This window comes from Parasphingorhabdus sp. (assembly GCF_036963805.1).
Lineage (GTDB): Bacteria > Pseudomonadota > Alphaproteobacteria > Sphingomonadales > Sphingomonadaceae > Parasphingorhabdus.
Genome location: NZ_JBALUN010000001.1, coordinates 614,708 through 633,475 on the forward strand (window position 1 = coordinate 614,708; position 18,768 = coordinate 633,475).

Annotated in this window: 14 protein-coding genes and 1 tRNA gene; 8 read left to right on the forward strand and 7 right to left on the reverse strand. The window is 50.7% G+C overall.

The window, feature by feature from the left end; translation table 11 throughout:
- Positions 1–79: 79 nt before the first annotated feature.
- Entirely contained in the window at positions 80–1,819 is a 1,740-nt protein-coding gene (locus V7676_RS03005) for a hypothetical protein (RefSeq protein WP_335658176.1), read from the reverse strand.
- Complete coding sequence (locus V7676_RS03010; RefSeq protein WP_335658177.1) at positions 1,816–2,541, reverse strand: DUF4062 domain-containing protein; 726 nt, start codon at positions 2,539–2,541, stop codon at positions 1,816–1,818. The genes V7676_RS03005 and V7676_RS03010 overlap by 4 nt, the downstream gene beginning before the upstream one ends.
- A gap of 290 nt (positions 2,542–2,831) precedes the next feature.
- Here V7676_RS03010 and V7676_RS03015 point away from each other — a divergent pair, with 290 nt between their 5' ends.
- The 4 genes from V7676_RS03015 to V7676_RS03030 all read left to right on the forward strand — a co-directional run bounded on the left by V7676_RS03015 (position 2,832) and on the right by V7676_RS03030 (position 5,831).
- Entirely contained in the window at positions 2,832–3,713 is an 882-nt protein-coding gene (locus V7676_RS03015; RefSeq protein WP_335658178.1) for a 3'-5' exonuclease, read from the forward strand.
- Positions 3,714–3,844: 131 nt separating this feature from the next.
- Entirely contained in the window at positions 3,845–4,375 is a 531-nt protein-coding gene (locus tag V7676_RS03020) for a hypothetical protein (RefSeq protein ID WP_335658179.1), read from the forward strand.
- Positions 4,376–4,458: 83 nt separating this feature from the next.
- Complete coding sequence (locus V7676_RS03025) at positions 4,459–5,037, forward strand: hypothetical protein (protein WP_335658180.1); 579 nt, start codon at positions 4,459–4,461, stop codon at positions 5,035–5,037.
- A 41-nt stretch (positions 5,038–5,078) separates the two neighbouring features.
- Positions 5,079–5,831 (forward strand): hypothetical protein, encoded by a 753-nt coding sequence (locus V7676_RS03030; protein WP_335658181.1) that lies wholly within the window; start codon positions 5,079–5,081, stop codon positions 5,829–5,831.
- Between the two features lie 249 nt (positions 5,832–6,080).
- Here V7676_RS03030 and V7676_RS03035 read toward each other — a convergent pair whose 3' ends face one another.
- Both V7676_RS03035 and V7676_RS03040 read right to left on the reverse strand, forming a co-directional pair.
- The gene (locus V7676_RS03035) at positions 6,081–6,725 is read right to left on the reverse strand and encodes a hypothetical protein (RefSeq protein WP_335658182.1); all 645 of its coding nucleotides are present in this window, start codon (positions 6,723–6,725) and stop codon (positions 6,081–6,083) included.
- Between the two features lie 193 nt (positions 6,726–6,918).
- Positions 6,919–6,992, reverse strand: a tRNA-Gln gene (locus tag V7676_RS03040).
- Positions 6,993–7,162: 170 nt separating this feature from the next.
- Between V7676_RS03040 and V7676_RS03045 the strand changes: the two genes are divergently transcribed.
- Complete coding sequence (locus V7676_RS03045; protein WP_335658183.1) at positions 7,163–8,275, forward strand: Ppx/GppA phosphatase family protein; 1,113 nt, start codon at positions 7,163–7,165, stop codon at positions 8,273–8,275.
- A 13-nt stretch (positions 8,276–8,288) separates the two neighbouring features.
- On the forward strand, positions 8,289–8,957 hold the full coding sequence (locus V7676_RS03050) for an RlmE family RNA methyltransferase (protein ID WP_335658184.1): 669 nt from the start codon (positions 8,289–8,291) through the stop codon (positions 8,955–8,957).
- A 25-nt stretch (positions 8,958–8,982) separates the two neighbouring features.
- Here the strand turns inward: V7676_RS03050 and V7676_RS03055 are convergent, their stop codons facing one another.
- The 3 genes from V7676_RS03055 to V7676_RS03065 all read right to left on the reverse strand — a co-directional run bounded on the left by V7676_RS03055 (position 8,983) and on the right by V7676_RS03065 (position 14,147).
- Complete coding sequence (locus V7676_RS03055; protein WP_335658185.1) at positions 8,983–9,741, reverse strand: DsbA family protein; 759 nt, start codon at positions 9,739–9,741, stop codon at positions 8,983–8,985.
- A 171-nt stretch (positions 9,742–9,912) separates the two neighbouring features.
- Positions 9,913–11,316, reverse strand: coding sequence for a M48 family metalloprotease (locus V7676_RS03060; RefSeq protein WP_442955387.1), 1,404 nt, complete (start codon positions 11,314–11,316; stop codon positions 9,913–9,915).
- A 122-nt stretch (positions 11,317–11,438) separates the two neighbouring features.
- Complete coding sequence (locus V7676_RS03065) at positions 11,439–14,147, reverse strand: Rne/Rng family ribonuclease (RefSeq protein WP_335658186.1); 2,709 nt, start codon at positions 14,145–14,147, stop codon at positions 11,439–11,441.
- Between the two features lie 550 nt (positions 14,148–14,697).
- On the opposite strand from V7676_RS03065, the gene V7676_RS03070 reads away from it, so the two are divergent.
- Positions 14,698–15,942, forward strand: a complete 1,245-nt coding sequence (locus V7676_RS03070) for an N-acetylmuramoyl-L-alanine amidase (RefSeq protein ID WP_335658187.1) — start codon at positions 14,698–14,700, stop codon at positions 15,940–15,942.
- A gap of 131 nt (positions 15,943–16,073) precedes the next feature.
- Positions 16,074–18,617, forward strand: a complete 2,544-nt coding sequence (locus V7676_RS03075) for a penicillin-binding protein 1A (RefSeq protein ID WP_335658188.1) — start codon at positions 16,074–16,076, stop codon at positions 18,615–18,617.
- The last annotated feature ends 151 nt before the right edge of the window (positions 18,618–18,768 follow it).

The following is an 18,768-nucleotide window of genomic DNA, read 5'->3' on the forward strand; positions in this document are numbered from 1 at the left end:
GGGTTGGCATCAGGAGACTCCTGAAAGAGCAGATCTACTTGCAGCGATGCACGAAAAGCTCGTTAGATAGGCAAGCGGATTAGTGCGAACGACGGAACATTTCTCGGCAAACGATTGCATTCGCCTGTTTTTTTGGAAGTGATGCGCCAAGATCGAGCCAGTGGACGCAATTGTAATATCTCTGAGTATCGCGGTCTATATACTGGTTGAGAATCGTTTCTATCCGCTTTTTGGGTAAACTTTCGATGCATTTCAGCGTGAAAATGATGCGATACTCATCATCTTTTTTGTCCAACTCAGCTATGATCGCATCATTGCTCAGATTCCTGAAAATGCTTTTTGGGTAAAGCTTAGTCAGTGCCTTTCTTATCGGCGCAGACATATCCGCATTAAGCAAATCGGCAATGCGGTGTTTCCCAAGTTTAAAAATCGCGGCAGCCTTCTCCTCGGCAAATATGTTATAAGAGAAATCTAGCAGACCGCGGTTACCCTTCGATGACGACGTAAGGCGCTCGATGCGACCGACATCGGACCAGTCACCAAAGTTGGCTAGATATGCCAAAAGCTCGGGCGAAAGGTCTATCTCGGTCGAATCGAGCGTGGCTCTAATTAGCCCGATGTCTGACTTGATCTTAAGACCGCACAAAACGGCAATCGCACGGGAGCAAAGCTTTTTTTGATAGAAATCCCAGAGCTGGTAGACTTTCGTGCGGTAATCGTCTTTGATCCCTGGGATAGCTTCAGCCTGTTTCACCTTCTCCTCGAACATCGACGCGAACTGATCGCGAAGATTTGCGCGTATGTCGTCTGAAAGCCTTCGACTAAACTTTCCATAAAACGCGAACAGTTCCTTTTCGTTGAATACCCCAGCCTCGGCGACTAGTTGCTTGAGCTGGTCAAAATCCTTTTCTCCCATCCGATTTTCAAGATATCGATCATAGTAAGTTTCATCTGTCTTGGCTGCCTGAAGTAAACCTAGGCCAAAGGTAGCCTTCTGGATAGTAAGGATGGTCTTTACAGTTTCGAAAGCCACCGGAAACTCACCGTTCTGGAGGCCTTCAACCGCCAGGAGACGGATTTCATGGTTACTGTCACTCAAAAGTATCTGGGCCGCCGCCTCAGTTAGTTCGCCCCTTTCGATAAGCAGCTTCGTCGCTTTAAGCCGTATGGTGTCCGGCTTGGCAGAAAGGCATTCTGCGAGAATGTCTGTTGAAAGCGCGCTCGGTGTCGAAAAAATCATCTCGACAGAGGATTCGATGACCTTATCGACGCCCTGCGAACAGATATATTTAAGCGCTTCTTCACGTGAAAATCGAGCTTTTATGGTCGCAACGATGGTATCCAGTTTTGCTTTTCTGTGGGGCGGATAGCCTGCGGAGATTTTTTCGATAATCTCGATTTCGTCCTCCGCGCCATTATGGCTCAGAAATTCGGCGGCCGCACTAAATGCCTGATTATTATCATCAGCGTCCAGCCAGCGCGTTACGATCGTTTCTCTGGTGAAATTTTCATCAAACTGTGGGACAGGTTCACCAATTATCTGAAGCAGCCTGATCGCGTTCCCCTGCACCTCGGTATCACCTACAATCGCAAGAACCTTTATCCTTTTGAATAGCTCCTCTTTCATGCCCAGATCGACCAGCCATCGCCACAAAGGCACGTTTTGATGGTGAAAACCGACGATGCCGCAATCCACCAGAGCGCGAATTTCCTGCAAGGAGAATGACAGCTCTTTCTTATATCGGAAGATCAGGTTTGCATCGTGATTTCCTAAATAGAGTTCGTCATTGCCAGAACCCTTCAAGGAGGCTGCGATCAACCGAAATCTGGCGACTTCATAGGGGCTGGTCTGTTCGTTTTCGCCGGTGCGTATCGATATTGCTGACAGAAATTCAATAGCCTCCGGATCGAAGAGCTTCTTATCCGTTGGCGATATCTGACCCGCATCTTCCTGAGGAGATTGCTCTGCTTCGCCTTTAAATGATCCGGGCAGCGCATGTTGGTCAAATTCGTGCCACCCGATTTCGTTGATCTTACTGCGAACGAGATCACGAAAATCGGCCGTTTCCGTAAAATCCTTAAAAATATGCGCTTTTCGTCAATGCACTGCTTGCGGAAATCCTTGACCTTTTGGAACTCTAGTCCTGGCTCAAGGCCATCGGGGACGTTCACTGCCTTGAAATAGAGAGCAATATCTTTCATCGATCCGGCAGCTGTGAGGTCTTTTGCGCGACAGAATTCTTCTTCAAATCCGGAGGTAAATGCGCTGGCTTCGAGATCGGGTTTGGTGCCCCATCGGTTCCAAAGAACACCTATAAAATATTGACATTTGTCGAGATCGACATTGATCAGGCTCTGCGGGCGTTGGTAGCCGGGGATTGTATCCTCCCAGCCAACTAGCTTCAATTGGCACCCCCAGTGCTCTGAGTGCGCCTGATTTACTTCTTGGATAATTTCGCGTGTTGCGCGTCGTTCTTCCTCGAGCCCGCCTGGAGATCCTATAAAAATGCGAACAATTCTAATGCTATCTGACAAGCCCAATTGCCCCCCCCATCGTTCGAAAACAATTTATTACATATTTCGGCAATAAGTATGTGAGCTTAATTTGGCAACGAGTTAAGCCATCGGTTTGATAGGCGATCATCCATTCGCGCACCGCTGGTCGATAAACGGCCTTCCCGTTTACCTCCGCATGAATCCACACTGGGAAAAGCGGCAGATCTATCTTCCGCGTCAAAAGTAGAATAGCATCCGGCTGAAGCCTCGTTTTTGAGGTTGGAATATGAATGGAAAATTTTTCCGTCGGCCAGCCTCCTACCAAGAGGTATATCATGAATATAAAGACCACCGCTGGGCATTCACCTACAGGCCACCCGCCCGGAAACGAAGAAGATAAGGTTCGAGTTTTGCATCGGGTCACGCCATTCCAGGATTGGCCAGAGTTATCAGACCCAGTCGAACCTCTGATGAACGTTGCGATCCTCGATACAGAATCCACTGGCCTTGATCCCATTCGCGATGTTGTAATCGAAATTGCCATCGCATTTGTCATCGTCGATGCGATGGGACGAATTGTCAGCATCGAAAGTGCAGGGAAGTCATTGCAAGACCCCGGCGTTCCTTTGTCGCCAAAGATCATCCAGCTCACCGGTCTGACGGACGAGATGTTGGCAGGCCGAAGCATCAATACCGCTCATATTGCAACACTCCTGAATGGGATGGATGCCATTTGCGCTCACAACAGCTTTCATGATCGGCGATTTGTCGAGAGACTGCTCCCAGATCTTGATGCAAAGCCATGGATCTGCTCCATGCGCGATTGCGATTGGGCTGGCTGGGGCTTTGATGGGGCCAAGGCCGATCATCTGCTGATGCAGGCTGGCATGTTTAATCCGGTCAAGCATCGCGCAATGGATGACGTGACCAGTCTCACCAATTTGCTGACCTTTGTCACGCCCTCCGGCAAAACTGCCTTGGGCGAAGCAATTGACAACGCCCGCCGCGACACGTGGCTATTTGAAGCGCGCGGACTGCCATATGATTATCGCCAGATCATAAAAGATCGAGGCTGGCGCTGGAATGGCAAGGTCTGGTGGACTGAAGTCGCGCATGATCAGCGCGAGGCAGAAGAGGCTTGGTATGCGCGGGCTTTAAAGCCGTTTTCGGGCACGCCGCATATCGAGCCAATCACATGGCTGGAGCGATACCGCTGAATCCTGAAGATTAAGAAACGGGCAGCCAAAAAGCTGCCCGGAGAACAATGAAATTGAAAGTGAATTTGAGCTTCCGAAGTGAATGGAAAAGCTCCGTCCAGAAAGGACGTCACTAAGAAAAGGAATATAGAATGAAGAAGAATACAACTGGCGCGGGCTGTCCGCGCAAGGCGATGACGCATGCCTTGCGCTATGAGCTGGGTTTGCAGGCAGAGCGGACTGGAACCTGCGCCATAACCTTTGGAGCTATCAGTTTTCCATCCGAGGCAGTGTTCAACGCCGCTGCAGATGCTGCCATCGATAACAGGCATGACATGATAGTCAGCGTCTGGGCCGATAATAGCTGTGAAAAACCATCTGGCTATGCGCTGATCCTGCGTTCCATTGGCGGCGCTGAAGTTTTGGAAGTCGAGCCAGCGCAGCTCGATAAGAGCCGGCCATTGGTTATGGTTTCACTCGACCGAAAGCGGATGTTCTTTTTGAACGAGAGAGCCATTGTCGTGGAAGCAAAATGCGACCGTGGAGGAAAGGTCGAACGGGCAATCCGCCGGGGCAAATCCATATTGGACAAAGCTGCCGCTGATGGCTCTGAGCGGACTGTCCGATGGGAACACACCCGCGTCACCGTTGAAGGAGATATTGTCAAAACCCGGAACAACTAGATCTTCGCAGCATATTTTTATTCACCAGCCAAACGGGCGGCATCTTCGGATGACCGCCCGTTTGGCGTTTCAGGACAGTTTTTATGAAACCTCCCATATATTCGGAGAGGATCGTCACCTTTTCCGTCACCTACCATCCCTATCGCCGCAACACCGAACGGTTCATTCGCGCTTTTGGTGCCTTTGAAGTCAATTTCCAGTCTGGTGACGATGTATTGTTCACGCGCCATCATCATACATATCCGGACAAGGATCGAACCGCTCCTTTACTGGAAATGACGAAGCTGCTGGATCAACAAACCGACTGCGTTTGCACAATTCTGGAAGCTCCGGGCGGGTCTCACCGGCCAAAGCACAAAGCCGATTTTGCTGACGATGTCGTTCGTGCTCTACCGATCTTCAATCTCGGTCTCCACCGCAAGATCCATGTTCACCGGACAGAGGACCAATATGTCAGGGTCAGCGCCGAATTGTTCGGTATTCCTCTGGCTTCGGAGATGGCCGGGCCATCAGAAAAATCCCGGCGAGCAGCAGATCACGCACAGGCGCTGTGGCTGTCATGGGTGTTCAATTGTCTCGCCGAAGATCCGGATCAGGCCAGCTTGGTAGCTGCCTTCCAGGCTTGGCGCCGTGTTGACGACCTCCGTCCCGTTACTTTTTAACAACAAGAACCTGCTGCACGTCAGCAGGAGAAAGAAAAACTATGCAAAAATATACAATCCTCGACACCGAAATGGTGTTCGACCGTTACCTTACCGAAGCCTATCAGGAAATTAATCCTGACTGCCACAAAACCCGCATCGCTGCGCGCAAACTGAATATGATCGCATTGCTCGATATCAGCATCGATGATCTTGGCCGGATATCGGTCGGCAAATTGCGCAGCTGGACAACAGAACATCAGGATGAAGGAGCGATGTTGTCCGCTGCCTTCGATGATTTACGCGCTAGTGCCGATCGGACGTTGGTCACCTATGGAGGCTCAGCGATGGACGCCAAAGTCATGGAACTTGCAGCTATGTCGCATGATCTCGCCCTGCCTCCACAGCTTGTCCAGGCTTTTGGGCCCCGCACAGTGCGTCCAGCCCATCTGGATATCAACGCAGCGATGAAAGGGTTTGGCAAAACCTGGCATCATCTTTCGGAGGTGCTGATCCGGATCGGTATTCCGGTGGCGTTGATACGGGATAAGGCCAACCCAGATTTGCCGTTTGAAACCGGAAACTGGGACCTTGCACGACAGCATTGCGAACTGGATACCTTGCTGACGGCGATTGCTTTAGTTGCATGGCGGCGCATTCAGGGTGATCCATGTCTTCGTATTCCGGAAGCTACCTTTGCATTGATTGATGGATATTTACGGCAGCGACCAGAAGCGATAGCTCGGTCGATTTTGGAGGGAGAGCAGACAGGTCTTCTAGAGAAAGTCTTTGGGGAGGCAGCAGAGGCGGCTTAAAACTGAATGGAGTTGCGCTTCTTGGCAATCCCAATTTACTCCCGCTCAGAGTCGCGTGATAGGTTGGGATTGCCAAATGGTCGTGTTTTCGCCTGTGGCTGGGAAAGATGCTGATCAGCGATCTCACCATTAGGCGAAATTTCCTGTATCTATTTTTGTCCGACCGATAGGCTACATCGTAAAATGCTTCCTCTCTAAAACGAAACGACTGGGAGTCCGTTACGTCCGAAAATTATCAGGCGGAAGGATTTAAAGAAAGTAACGCTTGATGCTCTCCACTGTGATGACCGTGCGGCTGCCGATCTTCTTACGGACTAGCGTCCCGTCGTTCATCAGATCGTTGATCTTTGTTCGTCCAATCCCCGTCGATTGCATGACCTGAGCGATTGTCGCGGTCAAGTCACTGTCCCGTATCGGAGGCTGGACCTTCTCAGGTGGATTCATATGAGATTCGGCTGACAGCTCGGCGTTCGATTCAGGTGGTTGCGTCGGAATAGTCGCTTTTTTAGCCTTGCAGGATGCAATCGGTTTTGGCTCAGAACAGTAGCGTCCCAACACGTTGCCCAGAGATGCGTCCGAAAACCTTATCCCGGTAATCTGGACGTCCGGTTCACCGCCAATAAGGTCAGAGCCAGCTAAGCGCGCGGTGCCGCCGTTCAATGCTTCAGCGGTTTTGCCATCCGCGATGATCCGTTGCCATACTTCTGCTGGGATCGCGGCGTCCCTAACGGATTGCGGAGCCTGACCGGCTGATGTAGTAGTCCGCATCAACGCATATGTCTTAACCAGCCCAGCTGCGGCGTAGTCTGCCAGAATCGATTGAGCTTCGGCCAAGCCTGCTTCTTCGACAAGTTTGATTGCTTTGGAAGGCAACAGTGGTGTGTGGGCGCTCATTTGAATCCTTTTTTCGTTCTCTGGTCACATACCGAAAAAAGGTAAATAAGCGCTTTCTTACACCCTACTTTGTTCGCCATTGTTCGCCGTTGGCCGTTTTTCAACCTGATCCGAGTGTGGGAATGAAAGTGGGAGCGCTTCATCAAAATTAAGCACAATAATCTTGAATATCAATATCTTATGGAAGAGTTATTGGATCCCCCGTGAGGATTCGAACCTCAATTAACGGAGTCAGAGTCCGTGGTATTACCATTATACGACAGGGGAGTGCCGGTGGGCGCAATAAGCCGACGGTGATGGTGGGTCAAGGCTTTTCAAATTAACCGTTGGATGTCCCGTTTTACGCTAAACTCTTGCACATCGGTCGGGCTGCCGTTATCTCTGATGCTAAGTACCGGCGGTATTATCTGATCCGGAGAAATATAAGAGTATCGGTTATGGTGGATGAACCATCCCCATCGCCGCAAATGCAGGACGTCGAAAAATCTGCAACGATGGACCGTCCGAAACATGCGGCGAATTATAAGAACGGGAGTCGAAATGCGTCTCCCTCTCATTACAATGGTGCCCGCTGGCCAAAGCTGCGGTCCTATGCGGCAATTGATTTAGGCACGAATAACTGCCGGTTACTGGTGGCAAAACCGTCTTCTGATGGCTTTATCGTTACGGACGCTTTCTCTCGCGTTGTGCGGTTGGGCGAAGGTCTGGTTGAGAGCGGTCGTATCAGTAATAGGGCTATGGACCGAGCTGTTGCGGCCTTGTCCATCTGTGCAGATAAATTGAAGCGTCGCAATGTTACGCTCGCCCGTTCCGTTGCCACAGAGGCTTGCCGCCGCGCCAGCAATGGTGAAAAATTTATTGACCGTGTACGGCAGGAAACTGGCATCGCACTCGATATTATTACCGCTGAGGAAGAGGCGCGACTCGCCGTTTTGGGTTGTCATATCTTGCTGGAGCCGGGCGACGGGCCTGCCTTGATATTTGACATTGGTGGAGGATCGACTGAACTGGTGTTGGTCGACACGACTGGGCCAGCTCCGGAAATTATCGATTGGCTGAGTGCCCCTTGGGGTGTGGTGTCGTTGACCGAAAGTGAAAGATATGACGGCGATGATGTTGCGGCTCGGGAGCAAGCTTTTTTAAATATGCGCGCGCGGGTTACAGACAGTTTTGCAGAATTTGCTGAGCGTTTGCCGATATCGGAGGATAGCGATTTCCGGTTACTGGGAACGAGTGGAACGGTAACAACGCTCGCTAGCCTGCATCTCAAACTGCCGCATTATGACCGCAAGGTAATAGACGGTTTAATTGTACCGGCAGAATCTATGCGTGATATTAGCGCAATGCTGGCGGCCTGCTCTCCGGATGAACGTGCGGCGATACCGTGTATCGGTAAAGAACGCTCAGATCTGGTTGTCGGTGGCTGTGCCATACTGGATTCCATATTAGATATTTGGCCTGCTAGCCGTGTCGGTGTGGCCGATCGCGGTATAAGGGAAGGCATATTGCGTTCGCTGATATCGTCTAACGAGCAAAGGCGCCCGTCATGAATGGAGAGCGGCCATGAGTAGAGGCAGATCAGGACAACGTGAAAAGGTAAAGACCGCGAAGGGCCGAAAAATCGGCTCGACCCGCTGGTTGGAGCGGCAACTAAATGATCCCTATGTCAAACAGGCGAAGGCGGACGGATATCGTTCGCGCGCGGCCTATAAGATTTTGGAGCTGGATGAGCGATTTAAATTTGTTCGCAAGGCAAAAGCGGTCGTTGATTTGGGAATTGCCCCTGGTGGATGGGCGCAGGTTATTCGGAAATTTGTGCCTAAGGCTAAGATTGTGGGCATCGATCTGTTGCCTGTGGATGCGATTGAAGGCGTCACTATCTTTGAAATGGACTTCATGGATGACAGCGCGCCGAAAAAGCTGATTGATGCTTTGGGCTGTGCCCCTGATCTTGTTTTATCGGATATGGCAGCAAATACTGTCGGTCACCAACAGACCGATCACTTGCGCACCATGGGTCTGGTCGAGGCCGGAGCCTATTTTGCAGTCGAAAATTTACAGGAAGGCGGGGATTTTGTCGCTAAGGTTCTGGCTGGCGGAACAGATAATGATTTGCTGACATTACTGAAAAAGCATTTCAAAACCGTCAAACATGCCAAGCCGCCTGCAAGTCGCAAAGGGTCATCCGAATGGTATGTTGTAGCCCAAGACTTTAAGGGACGGAGCGAATAATTCCTTCGGCCAAGGTAATAAAGGCCTATTTGGAACTGCGCGCTGCAGCGATCATTTCTTTCAAGCCATCATAGCCAATCGCACCCACCTCGGTTCGGTTGCCCACAACAAATGCCGGTGTACCGGTAAATTGTAGTTTTCGGGCGATGGCAATGTTATTCTGTAGCTCTTTTTGGGCTTCAGGCGTCGCCATAAATTTCCGTGCTGCCGCTAAGTCGATGCCGACTTCTTTGGCTGCATTTTCAATTGTTGAGGGGGTTGGCCGTCCGGTCGCGAACATGGTTTCGTGAAAGGCGAAATATTTGCCCTGCTTTGCAGCGGCCAATGCCATTAATGCCGCATCATTGCTTGCTTCGCTGAGAATCGGAAGTTCGCGAAACACCACTTTGACTTTTTTGTCTTCTTTCAAGACACGCCCAATATCGGCAGTGGTCTGTTTGCAATAGGGACAGGCAAAGTCAGAATATTCGACAACGATTACATCACCATTGGGATTGCCCGCAAAGGCAGTGCCCGCAAATGGGGCTTCGATATCGGAACGGATTTCATCGATTGCAGCTGTTTTCTGCCGATTTTGCAAAATCTCTATTGCTTCGGGTATGATTTCGGGATTTTTGAGAATATAGTCGTGGACAATGGCTTCAATAGCGGCTTGTTCTTTTACATCGATACCCGCTGTCATCGCGGCTTGAGTAGCCTTCCCGCTTGCTGGAGCGCCGCTTGTTTGAATGAACCAGACGGCCGCAGCCGCCGCTATGGCCAAACCACCACCAACCATAATCATCCACTTTCTATTCAAATGTTCCAACTTTTATCCATTTAAAAAACAAAACTTCCTTGTCGGTGCTTCGTCCGTTTGCCCATAAACATTACTGGCTGGGATTATTATTGGGAATGCCATAACTGCGATTGAGGCGATGTAATACCTTTTATCGAGACTGTTGGTCCCTCCGGTCTAGCGCCGTCGTTTATCCTCTCGCTCAAATTCATTCTTTGCGATTAAGGAAATATCCTGTGCGCGGATCCACTCGGGCGTATTTTCCTGTATTCCCGCCATGGCGATTTGTGAGCTGCGAATAGCACTGCTATAATTGCGTTGTAGCAAGGCACTTTCCGCAGTTGCGAGCTGGGCGCGAGCTGTATCTCCTTGATGGGAATATACAACGCCTAGTTGATACCAGGCAAATGGGTTTTCGTTGTCCTTGGCTACCGCTGCTTTCAACACGCGTTGCGCTTCTTCAAAATGGCTATCATCTTCGGTTGCGATCAAGGCATGGCCAAACAGGCTAGCGATTAGGGGCTGGTTATTGGTTAATTGGACCGCCTTGCGTAATGACGCTATTGCGTCAGCTGGTCTACCGGACTCCAGCATTATCTGTCCGCGAAGTTCCAAAAAATATGGGTCGTTCGGTTCATCTTTCAAAAGGTTATCGACCTCTAACAAGGCGCGGTCGGGATAGGCGCTTTTATGCCATGCATAAGCGCGGGCATAACGTGCTGGGATGCTTTGATCGCTTTCCGGATATTTCCGCAGCGTTGTCGCCGGTTCGCTGGTGAAACCGAGCAGCTTTGCTTTTACGCGCTGAAATCGCCTCTCAATGTCGGGATCAGGAACAGCATCCCATGCCGGATCAGCCTGATAAACGTCTCGGAGTAGAGTGACACGTTCGCCCGAAAGCGGGTGAGTACGGCCATAGCTGTCTTCCTGCGGAATACCGAGGCGGAACTCGTAATTTTGCAGTTTTTTGAAAAAATCAATTGAACCTCTGCCGGTAATACCTGCACCGGATAGATAGCGCGCGCCCGCTGAATCGGCGCTGCGTTCTTGAATCCGGCTAAAGGCGAGGAATTTTCCGGTAGCCGCTTGCTGGCCCGCCGCCAAAATTCCCGCGCCAGCATCACCCGCGCCGGCTGCGATGGCTGCTGCACCCAAAATCAGACTAAGAATGGTTATGCCGGTTGCGGTTTTTACGCCTTCATTAAACCGGATGACATGGCCGCCGGTAATATGACCTAGCTCGTGGGCCATAATGCCCTGAATTTCTACGGCGCTGTCCGCTGCTTCAATGGTTCCAGAATAGAAAAATATCCGCTGTCCGCCCGCCACGAAAGCGTTAATCTCACTGCTATTGATGAGGACAACATCGACATCTTTTGCATCGAGCTCTGACACTTTGACTAAAGGGGCTACCATGTCGCTGAATAAAGCTTCGGTTTCTGCGTCCCTAAGGATGGATTGAGCGGCGACCGGTTGCACTGCGATAGCGATCATTGCGAGCAAGGCGGTGATTAGTTGTCCGATACGGGACAACGAAAGACGGGCCTTAGGTTTGCGCATATTATCAATTGGCGAAGTCATGAATTTCCTTCGGATGAAGCCCTGGCGAATATACCTTCCTTTTGGCCTGATGAGGCTGAACCTGCGATGAAAATAGAACCGGCCTCTACCCGCTTTAACGGACAGAGGCCGGTTTATATTCTTCAACCAAAAGTACGTTGCCACCAGCCGCCGCGCGGCGTCCCGGTTTTTTCAGTAGTACTTTCGTCGCCGTCGCTATTTTTGGCTGTGCTTTCATCCGCTTTTTGCGACAACGGCTTTTTTACCGCTGTTCTTTTTGCCGCCGGTTTCTCTACAGTTTCCGGAGTATCCGCAGTTTTTGGCACTTTCACAACGTCAGCATCAGCTTTCTTTGCTCTTGACCGAGGCGCTCTTTTTGCTGCCGGTTTTTCAGCTTTGTCTGCGCCGGTGATTTCTGCCGGGACATCCGTCGTTTCCGGCACTGTTTTGGCTTTACGCGGTGCGCGGCGGCGTTTGGGCTTTTCATCGGTTTTTACGGTTGCCGCTTCGTCTGTTGCAGAGGCATCTTCTGATGTAGCAATCGGCGCATCGGCCTTCTTGCGTGAGCGACTTGCCCGTTTCGGCTTTTCTGCCGGCTCTGGTCTAGTTTCCGTCACGGTTTCTGCTGTTGGTGCGCCTGCATCTTCTGACGCTGCTGCCGTATCGGCCTTTACCGTATCTACAGCTGACTTGCGGTTGCGTCCGCCCCGGGACCGGCGTGGTCTCGGCTTATCACTATCTCCAGTGCCTTGTTCTGCCGGTTCTGGTTGGCGTTGCTCGGCTTGTTGATTCTCGCTATTGCTGTCATCACCTTCGACTGTTTCGTTGTTACGATCAGCACCACGCCCGCGCCGCCCGCGCCGCCGCCGGCGCTTGCGAGGACGCTCTTCGCTTTCTTCGCCCTGCTCGGCTGCTTCAGCTTCTTCAACAACTTCGACGATCTCTTCTTCCTCGTCATCATCGTCGATAATGGGCTCGAATTTCGGAGTATTTTTAGGAGGCCCACCGGCGCCCTTCACTTCCATACGGGCGCCTTCAATCTCTCCGTCAGGAGTTATTTCCACTGATACGCCGTAGCGTTTCTCAATCTCGTCAATCTCATGCCGTTTGCTGTTCAGGACATATATTGTTGCTTCCTGGCTGGCGGTGAGGGTGATCTGGCTGGCTTTGCCTTTTGCAGCTTCTTCCTCGATCAACCGCAGGGCCGATAGAGCAGAAGAGGATGCTGTGCGAACAAGGCCCGTGCCTTCACAATGTGGGCAAACCTTGGTTGATGCCTCGAGGACACCTGTACGCAAGCGTTGCCGGCTCATTTCCAGCAAACCAAAACTGGAGATGCGGCCCACTTGAATGCGCGCACGATCATTTTTCAATGCATCGCGCATTGCCCGCTCGACTTTGCGGATATTACCATGGCGATCCATGTCAATAAAATCGATCACAACCAAACCAGCCATATCGCGAAGGCGTAATTGACGGGCAATTTCTGCTGCTGCCTCAAGGTTAGTTTTTACGGCTGTAGCTTCAATGCCATGCTCACGGGTTGAACGCCCCGAGTTAATGTCGATCGATACCAATGCTTCCGTCGGATTGATGACAAGATAACCACCGGACTTCAACTGAACTTCGGGCTGATACATTGCCGATAGTTGATCTTCGACTCCATAGCGTTGGAACAAGGATACCGGATCGGCATAGCTTTTTACCCGCCGGCTATGGCTTGGCATCAGCAATTTCATGAAATTCTTGGCCGCAGCATAACCATCTGCGCCCTCGACCAATACTTCTTCGATATCGCGATTATATATGTCACGGATGGCACGTTTAACCAGATCACTGTCGCTGTGGATCAATTTGGGGGCCACTGCGCCCAAAGTATTCTCCCGAACTTCATCCCAAAGACGCGCAAGATAATCAAAGTCACGTTTGATTTCTGGCTTCGTGCGAGATAGACCTGCGGTCCGAACGATGCAGCCCATTGTATTGGGCAAGTTCAGATCGGCAATGATGGTTTTTAACCGCTTCCGGTCACCGGCATTATTAATTTTCCGGCTGATACCGCCGCCATGAGACGTATTGGGCATGAGTACACAATAGCGTCCGGCGAGACTTAGATAAGTGGTGAGGGCGGCGCCTTTATTGCCGCGCTCTTCTTTAACAACCTGCACCAGAACAACCTGACGGCGTTGAATAACATCTTGAATTTTATAACGCTTGCGTAAGGCCATCCGCTTCTGGCGTGCCTGATCGCTGGCTTTGGCTACGTTATTTCTGCCGCCGCGACCACCGCGACCGCCATTGCGACCATTGCCACGTCCTCTGGACTTGCCGTCGCGATTGGACGATTCTTCATCGGATGCGTCGTCATCATCGCTATCATCGTCATCATTCCCATCTTCCGTCGGCACTTGACCTTCGCTTACATCGATGGTGTCGACACTTTCGTCCTGCTCGACGTCTTCCAAGGTTGTATCCAGCTCTTCGGTCGCTTCGGATCCGATAACCTCTGCTGGTCCTTCGCCTTCTTCTTCCTCGCGCTCACGAAGCTGTGCTTCTTCAGCTGCATGCTCGGCCTCTTCGGCGAGTAAGCGGTCGCGATCTTCTTTGGGGATCTGATAATAGTCGGGATGGATTTCGCTAAAGGCCAAAAATCCGTGACGATTTCCACCATAGTCAACAAAAGCTGCTTGAAGCGATGGTTCTACTCGCGTCACTTTTGCTAGATAAATATTGCCTTTTAACTGTTTATGTTCTGAAGATTCAAAATCGAATTCCTCAATTTTGTTCCCTTTTACGACCGCCACTCGGGTTTCTTCCTGGTGGCGCGCGTCGATTAACATGCGCGTTGTCATTTAATGTACTCCTGGCATGGTGCGGCGAGTATTTTTCCGTCGCGACCATGCAATATAAAAGGGATAACGTCTTCTTGCGCGCGGCCACTCCGATGGTTGTCCATCGATCTGGGGTGCGCAGCGTTATCCGGTTACGTTCAAATATCTTTGAAAAAAATGTGTCTGCAACAAATGCATGGCCCGGGCCGTTAGCCAGAGTCTTTCCGTCCATAGAAACACTTCCCTGTGGAAGAGTTCCGGAGCCGGAGATGTCATGCCTCATGTTGCGTCAACCTGTATGTGCCGGATCTATATCCAGCTTAGCTATGCCGTTTTTGAAATAGTTACTACGACATACATGGGGTGCTAGCACCGCAATTACAAATCAGCAACACAAACTATCGCATGATTGGCCTGCTATGCTAATTTGATGATTGGATTAACGTTAAACAAGAGTGAAACACGGTAAACGCACGGTTAACCAACTCATTTTACGAGAGATTACGATTATGTCCTTAATGGAGTTTTTACCGCAAATAGTGGCGGGAAACCAAGGACGTTATACCTAAATATGAATTTTCACTGGACCAATATGGCAGACGCACTGCATAAGGCATCTATGCCATTTGCAGCAATTATAGCTTCATCGTTATTGACATTAAACCCTGCAATTGCCGGCTCGGTAAGCCGTATTGATAGTAATGATAGCCAAATTATAGTATCCTTTGATGGTGTGGTAGAGGGCGCATCCACATTCTCGCTAATGGGTCCGGACCGGATAGCCATTGATGTTAAAGGGGGCATCGCTGGACGCGGAGGTCGGGCGATGGGCATAGTGAAATCTGTGCGTCAGGGACAATATGACTCCAATACCGCGCGCATCGTATTTGATCTCGATCGCCCGGCCGTCATTACCGGAGGCGGTTTTTCTGCCGATGGGAAAAGTCTGACATTGAGTCTTAAGTCCAGTGGTGCCTATCCTTTTATAACGAGCCGCAAGTCGTTTCTCCCGCCGGCCCAATTCCGCGCTGAGCCGCCTAAGAATAGTTATAGTGTAAAGGTACCGCTGGGTAAGCCGCAAGATACGGTGACATTGCCTAAGATCAGCGGCCCTAAAAATAGTAACCGGCCTCTCGTCGTCATCGATGCAGGGCATGGGGGGCATGATCCCGGAACGGTTTCACCTCACGGCGGCAAATATGAGAAGAACGTGGTGCTGGCCATTGCTAAGGCTGTTCGGGATCAATTGCTTGCTAGTGGACGGGTTCGTGTGGCTTTGACACGCGATACTGATAAATTCCTCGTGCTCGAAGAACGATATGGCATCGCACGGCGGCTTGACGCGGATCTTTTTATATCCATTCACGCAGATGCAGCCGGTAACGAAGCTGCTTCTGGGGCAACCGTTTACACTTTGTCAGAAGTTGCGTCAGACCGGGAAGCAGCAAAATTAGCCGCGCGAGAGAATCGCGCGAATATTATCAATGGTATTAATCTGGGCGGTGCCAATCAAGAGGTGTCGTCAATCCTCATTGACCTGACACAGCGTGAAACGCTGAACGTATCCGCTGATTTCGCCAAATTGCTGATCAGGGAAGGGGAGCGGGCAATCAAATTCCGTACCAATCCGCACCGGTTCGCTTCTCTAGTCGTGCTAAAGGCACCTGATACGCCATCGGTTTTGTTTGAAAGCGGTTATTTGACCAACAAAGATGACGTGGCGTTATTGATTTCCCGTTCGGGGCAAGGCAAAGTTGCCCGTGGAATCGCCAATGCCGTAGAGGCACATTTTGCCCGGAAATTGGCTCAGCGCTGATAGCTGAGCTTTGTCGGTTAATCTTTGAGACATAGCACTATTGTAACATTTGGTACCTGAGGGTGGATCGATAAAATATTTCGTCGATATTTTCTGGAAAATGCCTCCGATAGTGCTAGACAGCGCTCCATATGGACGAATATATACCTGATAATCAAAGCGCCGGTACGACGGAAAGTCTCGCGTATAAGCTGGAACGCAATACTGGCGGTTTTATTAACCGATTAGAGCAGCTGTGGCAGAAACGACTTTTCCGTCTGTTTTTGGGCTTTGTTGCACTATGTCTATTAGCGTGGTTGCTGATTTGGGTCATTTTTGCACGCGATTTGCCTGATGCAAAAACGCTGCAACAATATGAGCCGCCACTGCCAACTATGGTCCGCGCTTACGACGGCGAACCGGTTCATAGTTATGCCCGAGAACGGCGGGTACAACTGGAATATGCTGAATATCCTGCATTGTTGGTGCGTGCTTATCTAGCGGCGGAAGACAGAACATTTTTTGAACACGGCGGTCTCGACTATCCCGGTATCGCTAGTGCGATGATCAGCAATATATCGAGCAGTGGGCGACCCATCGGTGCTTCCACGATCACGCAGCAGGTCGCCAAAAACCTGTTGCTGACAAACGAAGTGTCCTATCGCCGTAAAGTGCGTGAGGCTTTATTGGCCTATCGTATTGAAGAAGTGCTGACCAAGCAGGAAATTCTTGAACTTTATCTCAACCAGATTTTTCTTGGTCGAAATGCTTACGGCGTACAAGCAGCGGCGCAAGCCTATTTTGGGAAAGATGTCGATCAGTTGGCTCTGCATGAAATGGCTTATCTGGCGATTTTGCCAAAGGGGCCGTCTAACTATCGCCCTGAAAATAACGAGCAGCGTGCTATAAATCGTCGGGACTGGGTCTTGGGCCGGATGCTGGAAAATGGTTGGATCAAGAAAGAGCAGCATGATCGTGCGGTTGCACAGCCGTTGGGCGCCATTCGCTCTGGCGGCGCTCGTTTTGAACGGGTTGGTGGTTATTTTATCGAAGAAGTTCGCCGTCAGCTGATCGAGCAGTTCGGCGAGAACGAGAAGGCTGGACCTTTTAGCGTCTATTCGGGCGGTCTTTGGGTTCGGACTTCGCTCAATCCCGAGTTGCAAGAATATACTAAGGATGCTCTGCGCACCGGTTTATTGCGTTATAGTAGCGGCAAGGGCTGGAGCGGTCCGATCAACAAGATCGAAATAGATAATAAATGGGCGCAACGGTTGGCTTCTACCTTCATCGGTACCGATTATGCAGATTGGCGGATAGCAGTCGCCTTAAAGCGTGAGGGCAATGGCGCTGAAATCGGGTTTTCTGATGGCGCAAGGGGGCGTATTGGCGGCGCGCCAAGCGGTTTGGCTGCTGGCGATATAATCGCGGTTAGCCCAGCGGGTGGCAGTAATTATATCTTGCGAAATGTGCCAAAGGTTTCCGGCGGCATGGTTGTTCAAAATCCGCGCAACGGCCGGATTTGGGCTATGCAAGGCGGATTTGATGATCGCATGAGCTCGTTTAATCGGGCAACTCAAGCCGAGCGGCAACCGGGTTCGACGATCAAGCCTTTCGTTTATGCGACTGCGCTCGACCACGGTATGACACCGGCCACGCTCATCGTTGATAGCCCGTTCTGTGTGTATCAATCCGCTTCTTTGGGTCGCAAATGTTTCCAGAATTTCGGTGGTTCTCGCGGAGCAGGGGAACAGACATTGCGATGGGGTGTAGAGCAATCTCGTAACCTGATGACCGTTCGCGCGGCCAATGATGCGGGTATGGAGAATGTCGTCAAAACCATTAAAACAATGGGTATTGGCGATTATAAACCTTATCTCGCTTTCGCACTGGGCGCAGGCGATACAACGGTTGAAAAGCTGACCAATGCTTATTCCATGCTGGTCAATCAAGGCCGTGAGTTAAAGCCGACCGTGATTGATTTTGTTCAGGACCGGCACGGCAAGGTCATTTTCCGCGCCGACAAACGCATTTGTGAAGATTGCAATCTGGATGATTGGGATGGACATTCAATGCCTCGTCCGAAACCTGCAGGCAAGCAACTCATGGACCCTATGACGGCCTATCAGATGGTGAATATCATGGAAGGCGTTATTACTCGCGGGACAGCTCAAAATCTAAAAAGTCTGGATCGTCCACTTTTCGGCAAAACCGGAACGGCGAGCGGTCCGACTAACGTGTGGTTCGTGGGCGGATCACCGGACATGGTCGCTGGTGTCTATATGGGCTTTGATCAACCTGCCAATATGGGGGGCTATGCGCAGGGCGGCACAATGGCTGCGCCGATTTTCAAACAATTTGCTGAAAAAGCAATGGCCGGTATGCCGAAAACTCCTTTCATAGCACCACGCGGTATTCGTATGGTGAAGGTGGACCGCAAGACCGGGAAGCGGGTTTTCGGTGGCTGGCCGTCTGATGATCCAAAATCTTCTGTTATATGGGATGTGTTTAAACCAGAAACAGAACCAAAACGTTCCATCCGCAAGGAAGATCTTTTGGCGCGTTTGGAAGCTAAGAAAGCGCAATTAAAGGCGTCCAAGATTGCTGCGCGCAACCGGGATGCAGCAAATGCCAGTCGTAATAACGGACCGGCACAAAATGATAGTGATTTCCTTCAGGACGAAGGCGGAATTTACTAAGATTTCGTTCGTTTCTATTGAAATAAGCTAATTGTCGTTCATCCGTTAGATTAGCGGAAAATCGGAAGATATGGCTTCTGCAGCCTGAAAAAATGCATGCTGCCAGATCATAGCGGTTAAAGCTGCGTACATTTTGCGCGTTTCCCTGCTG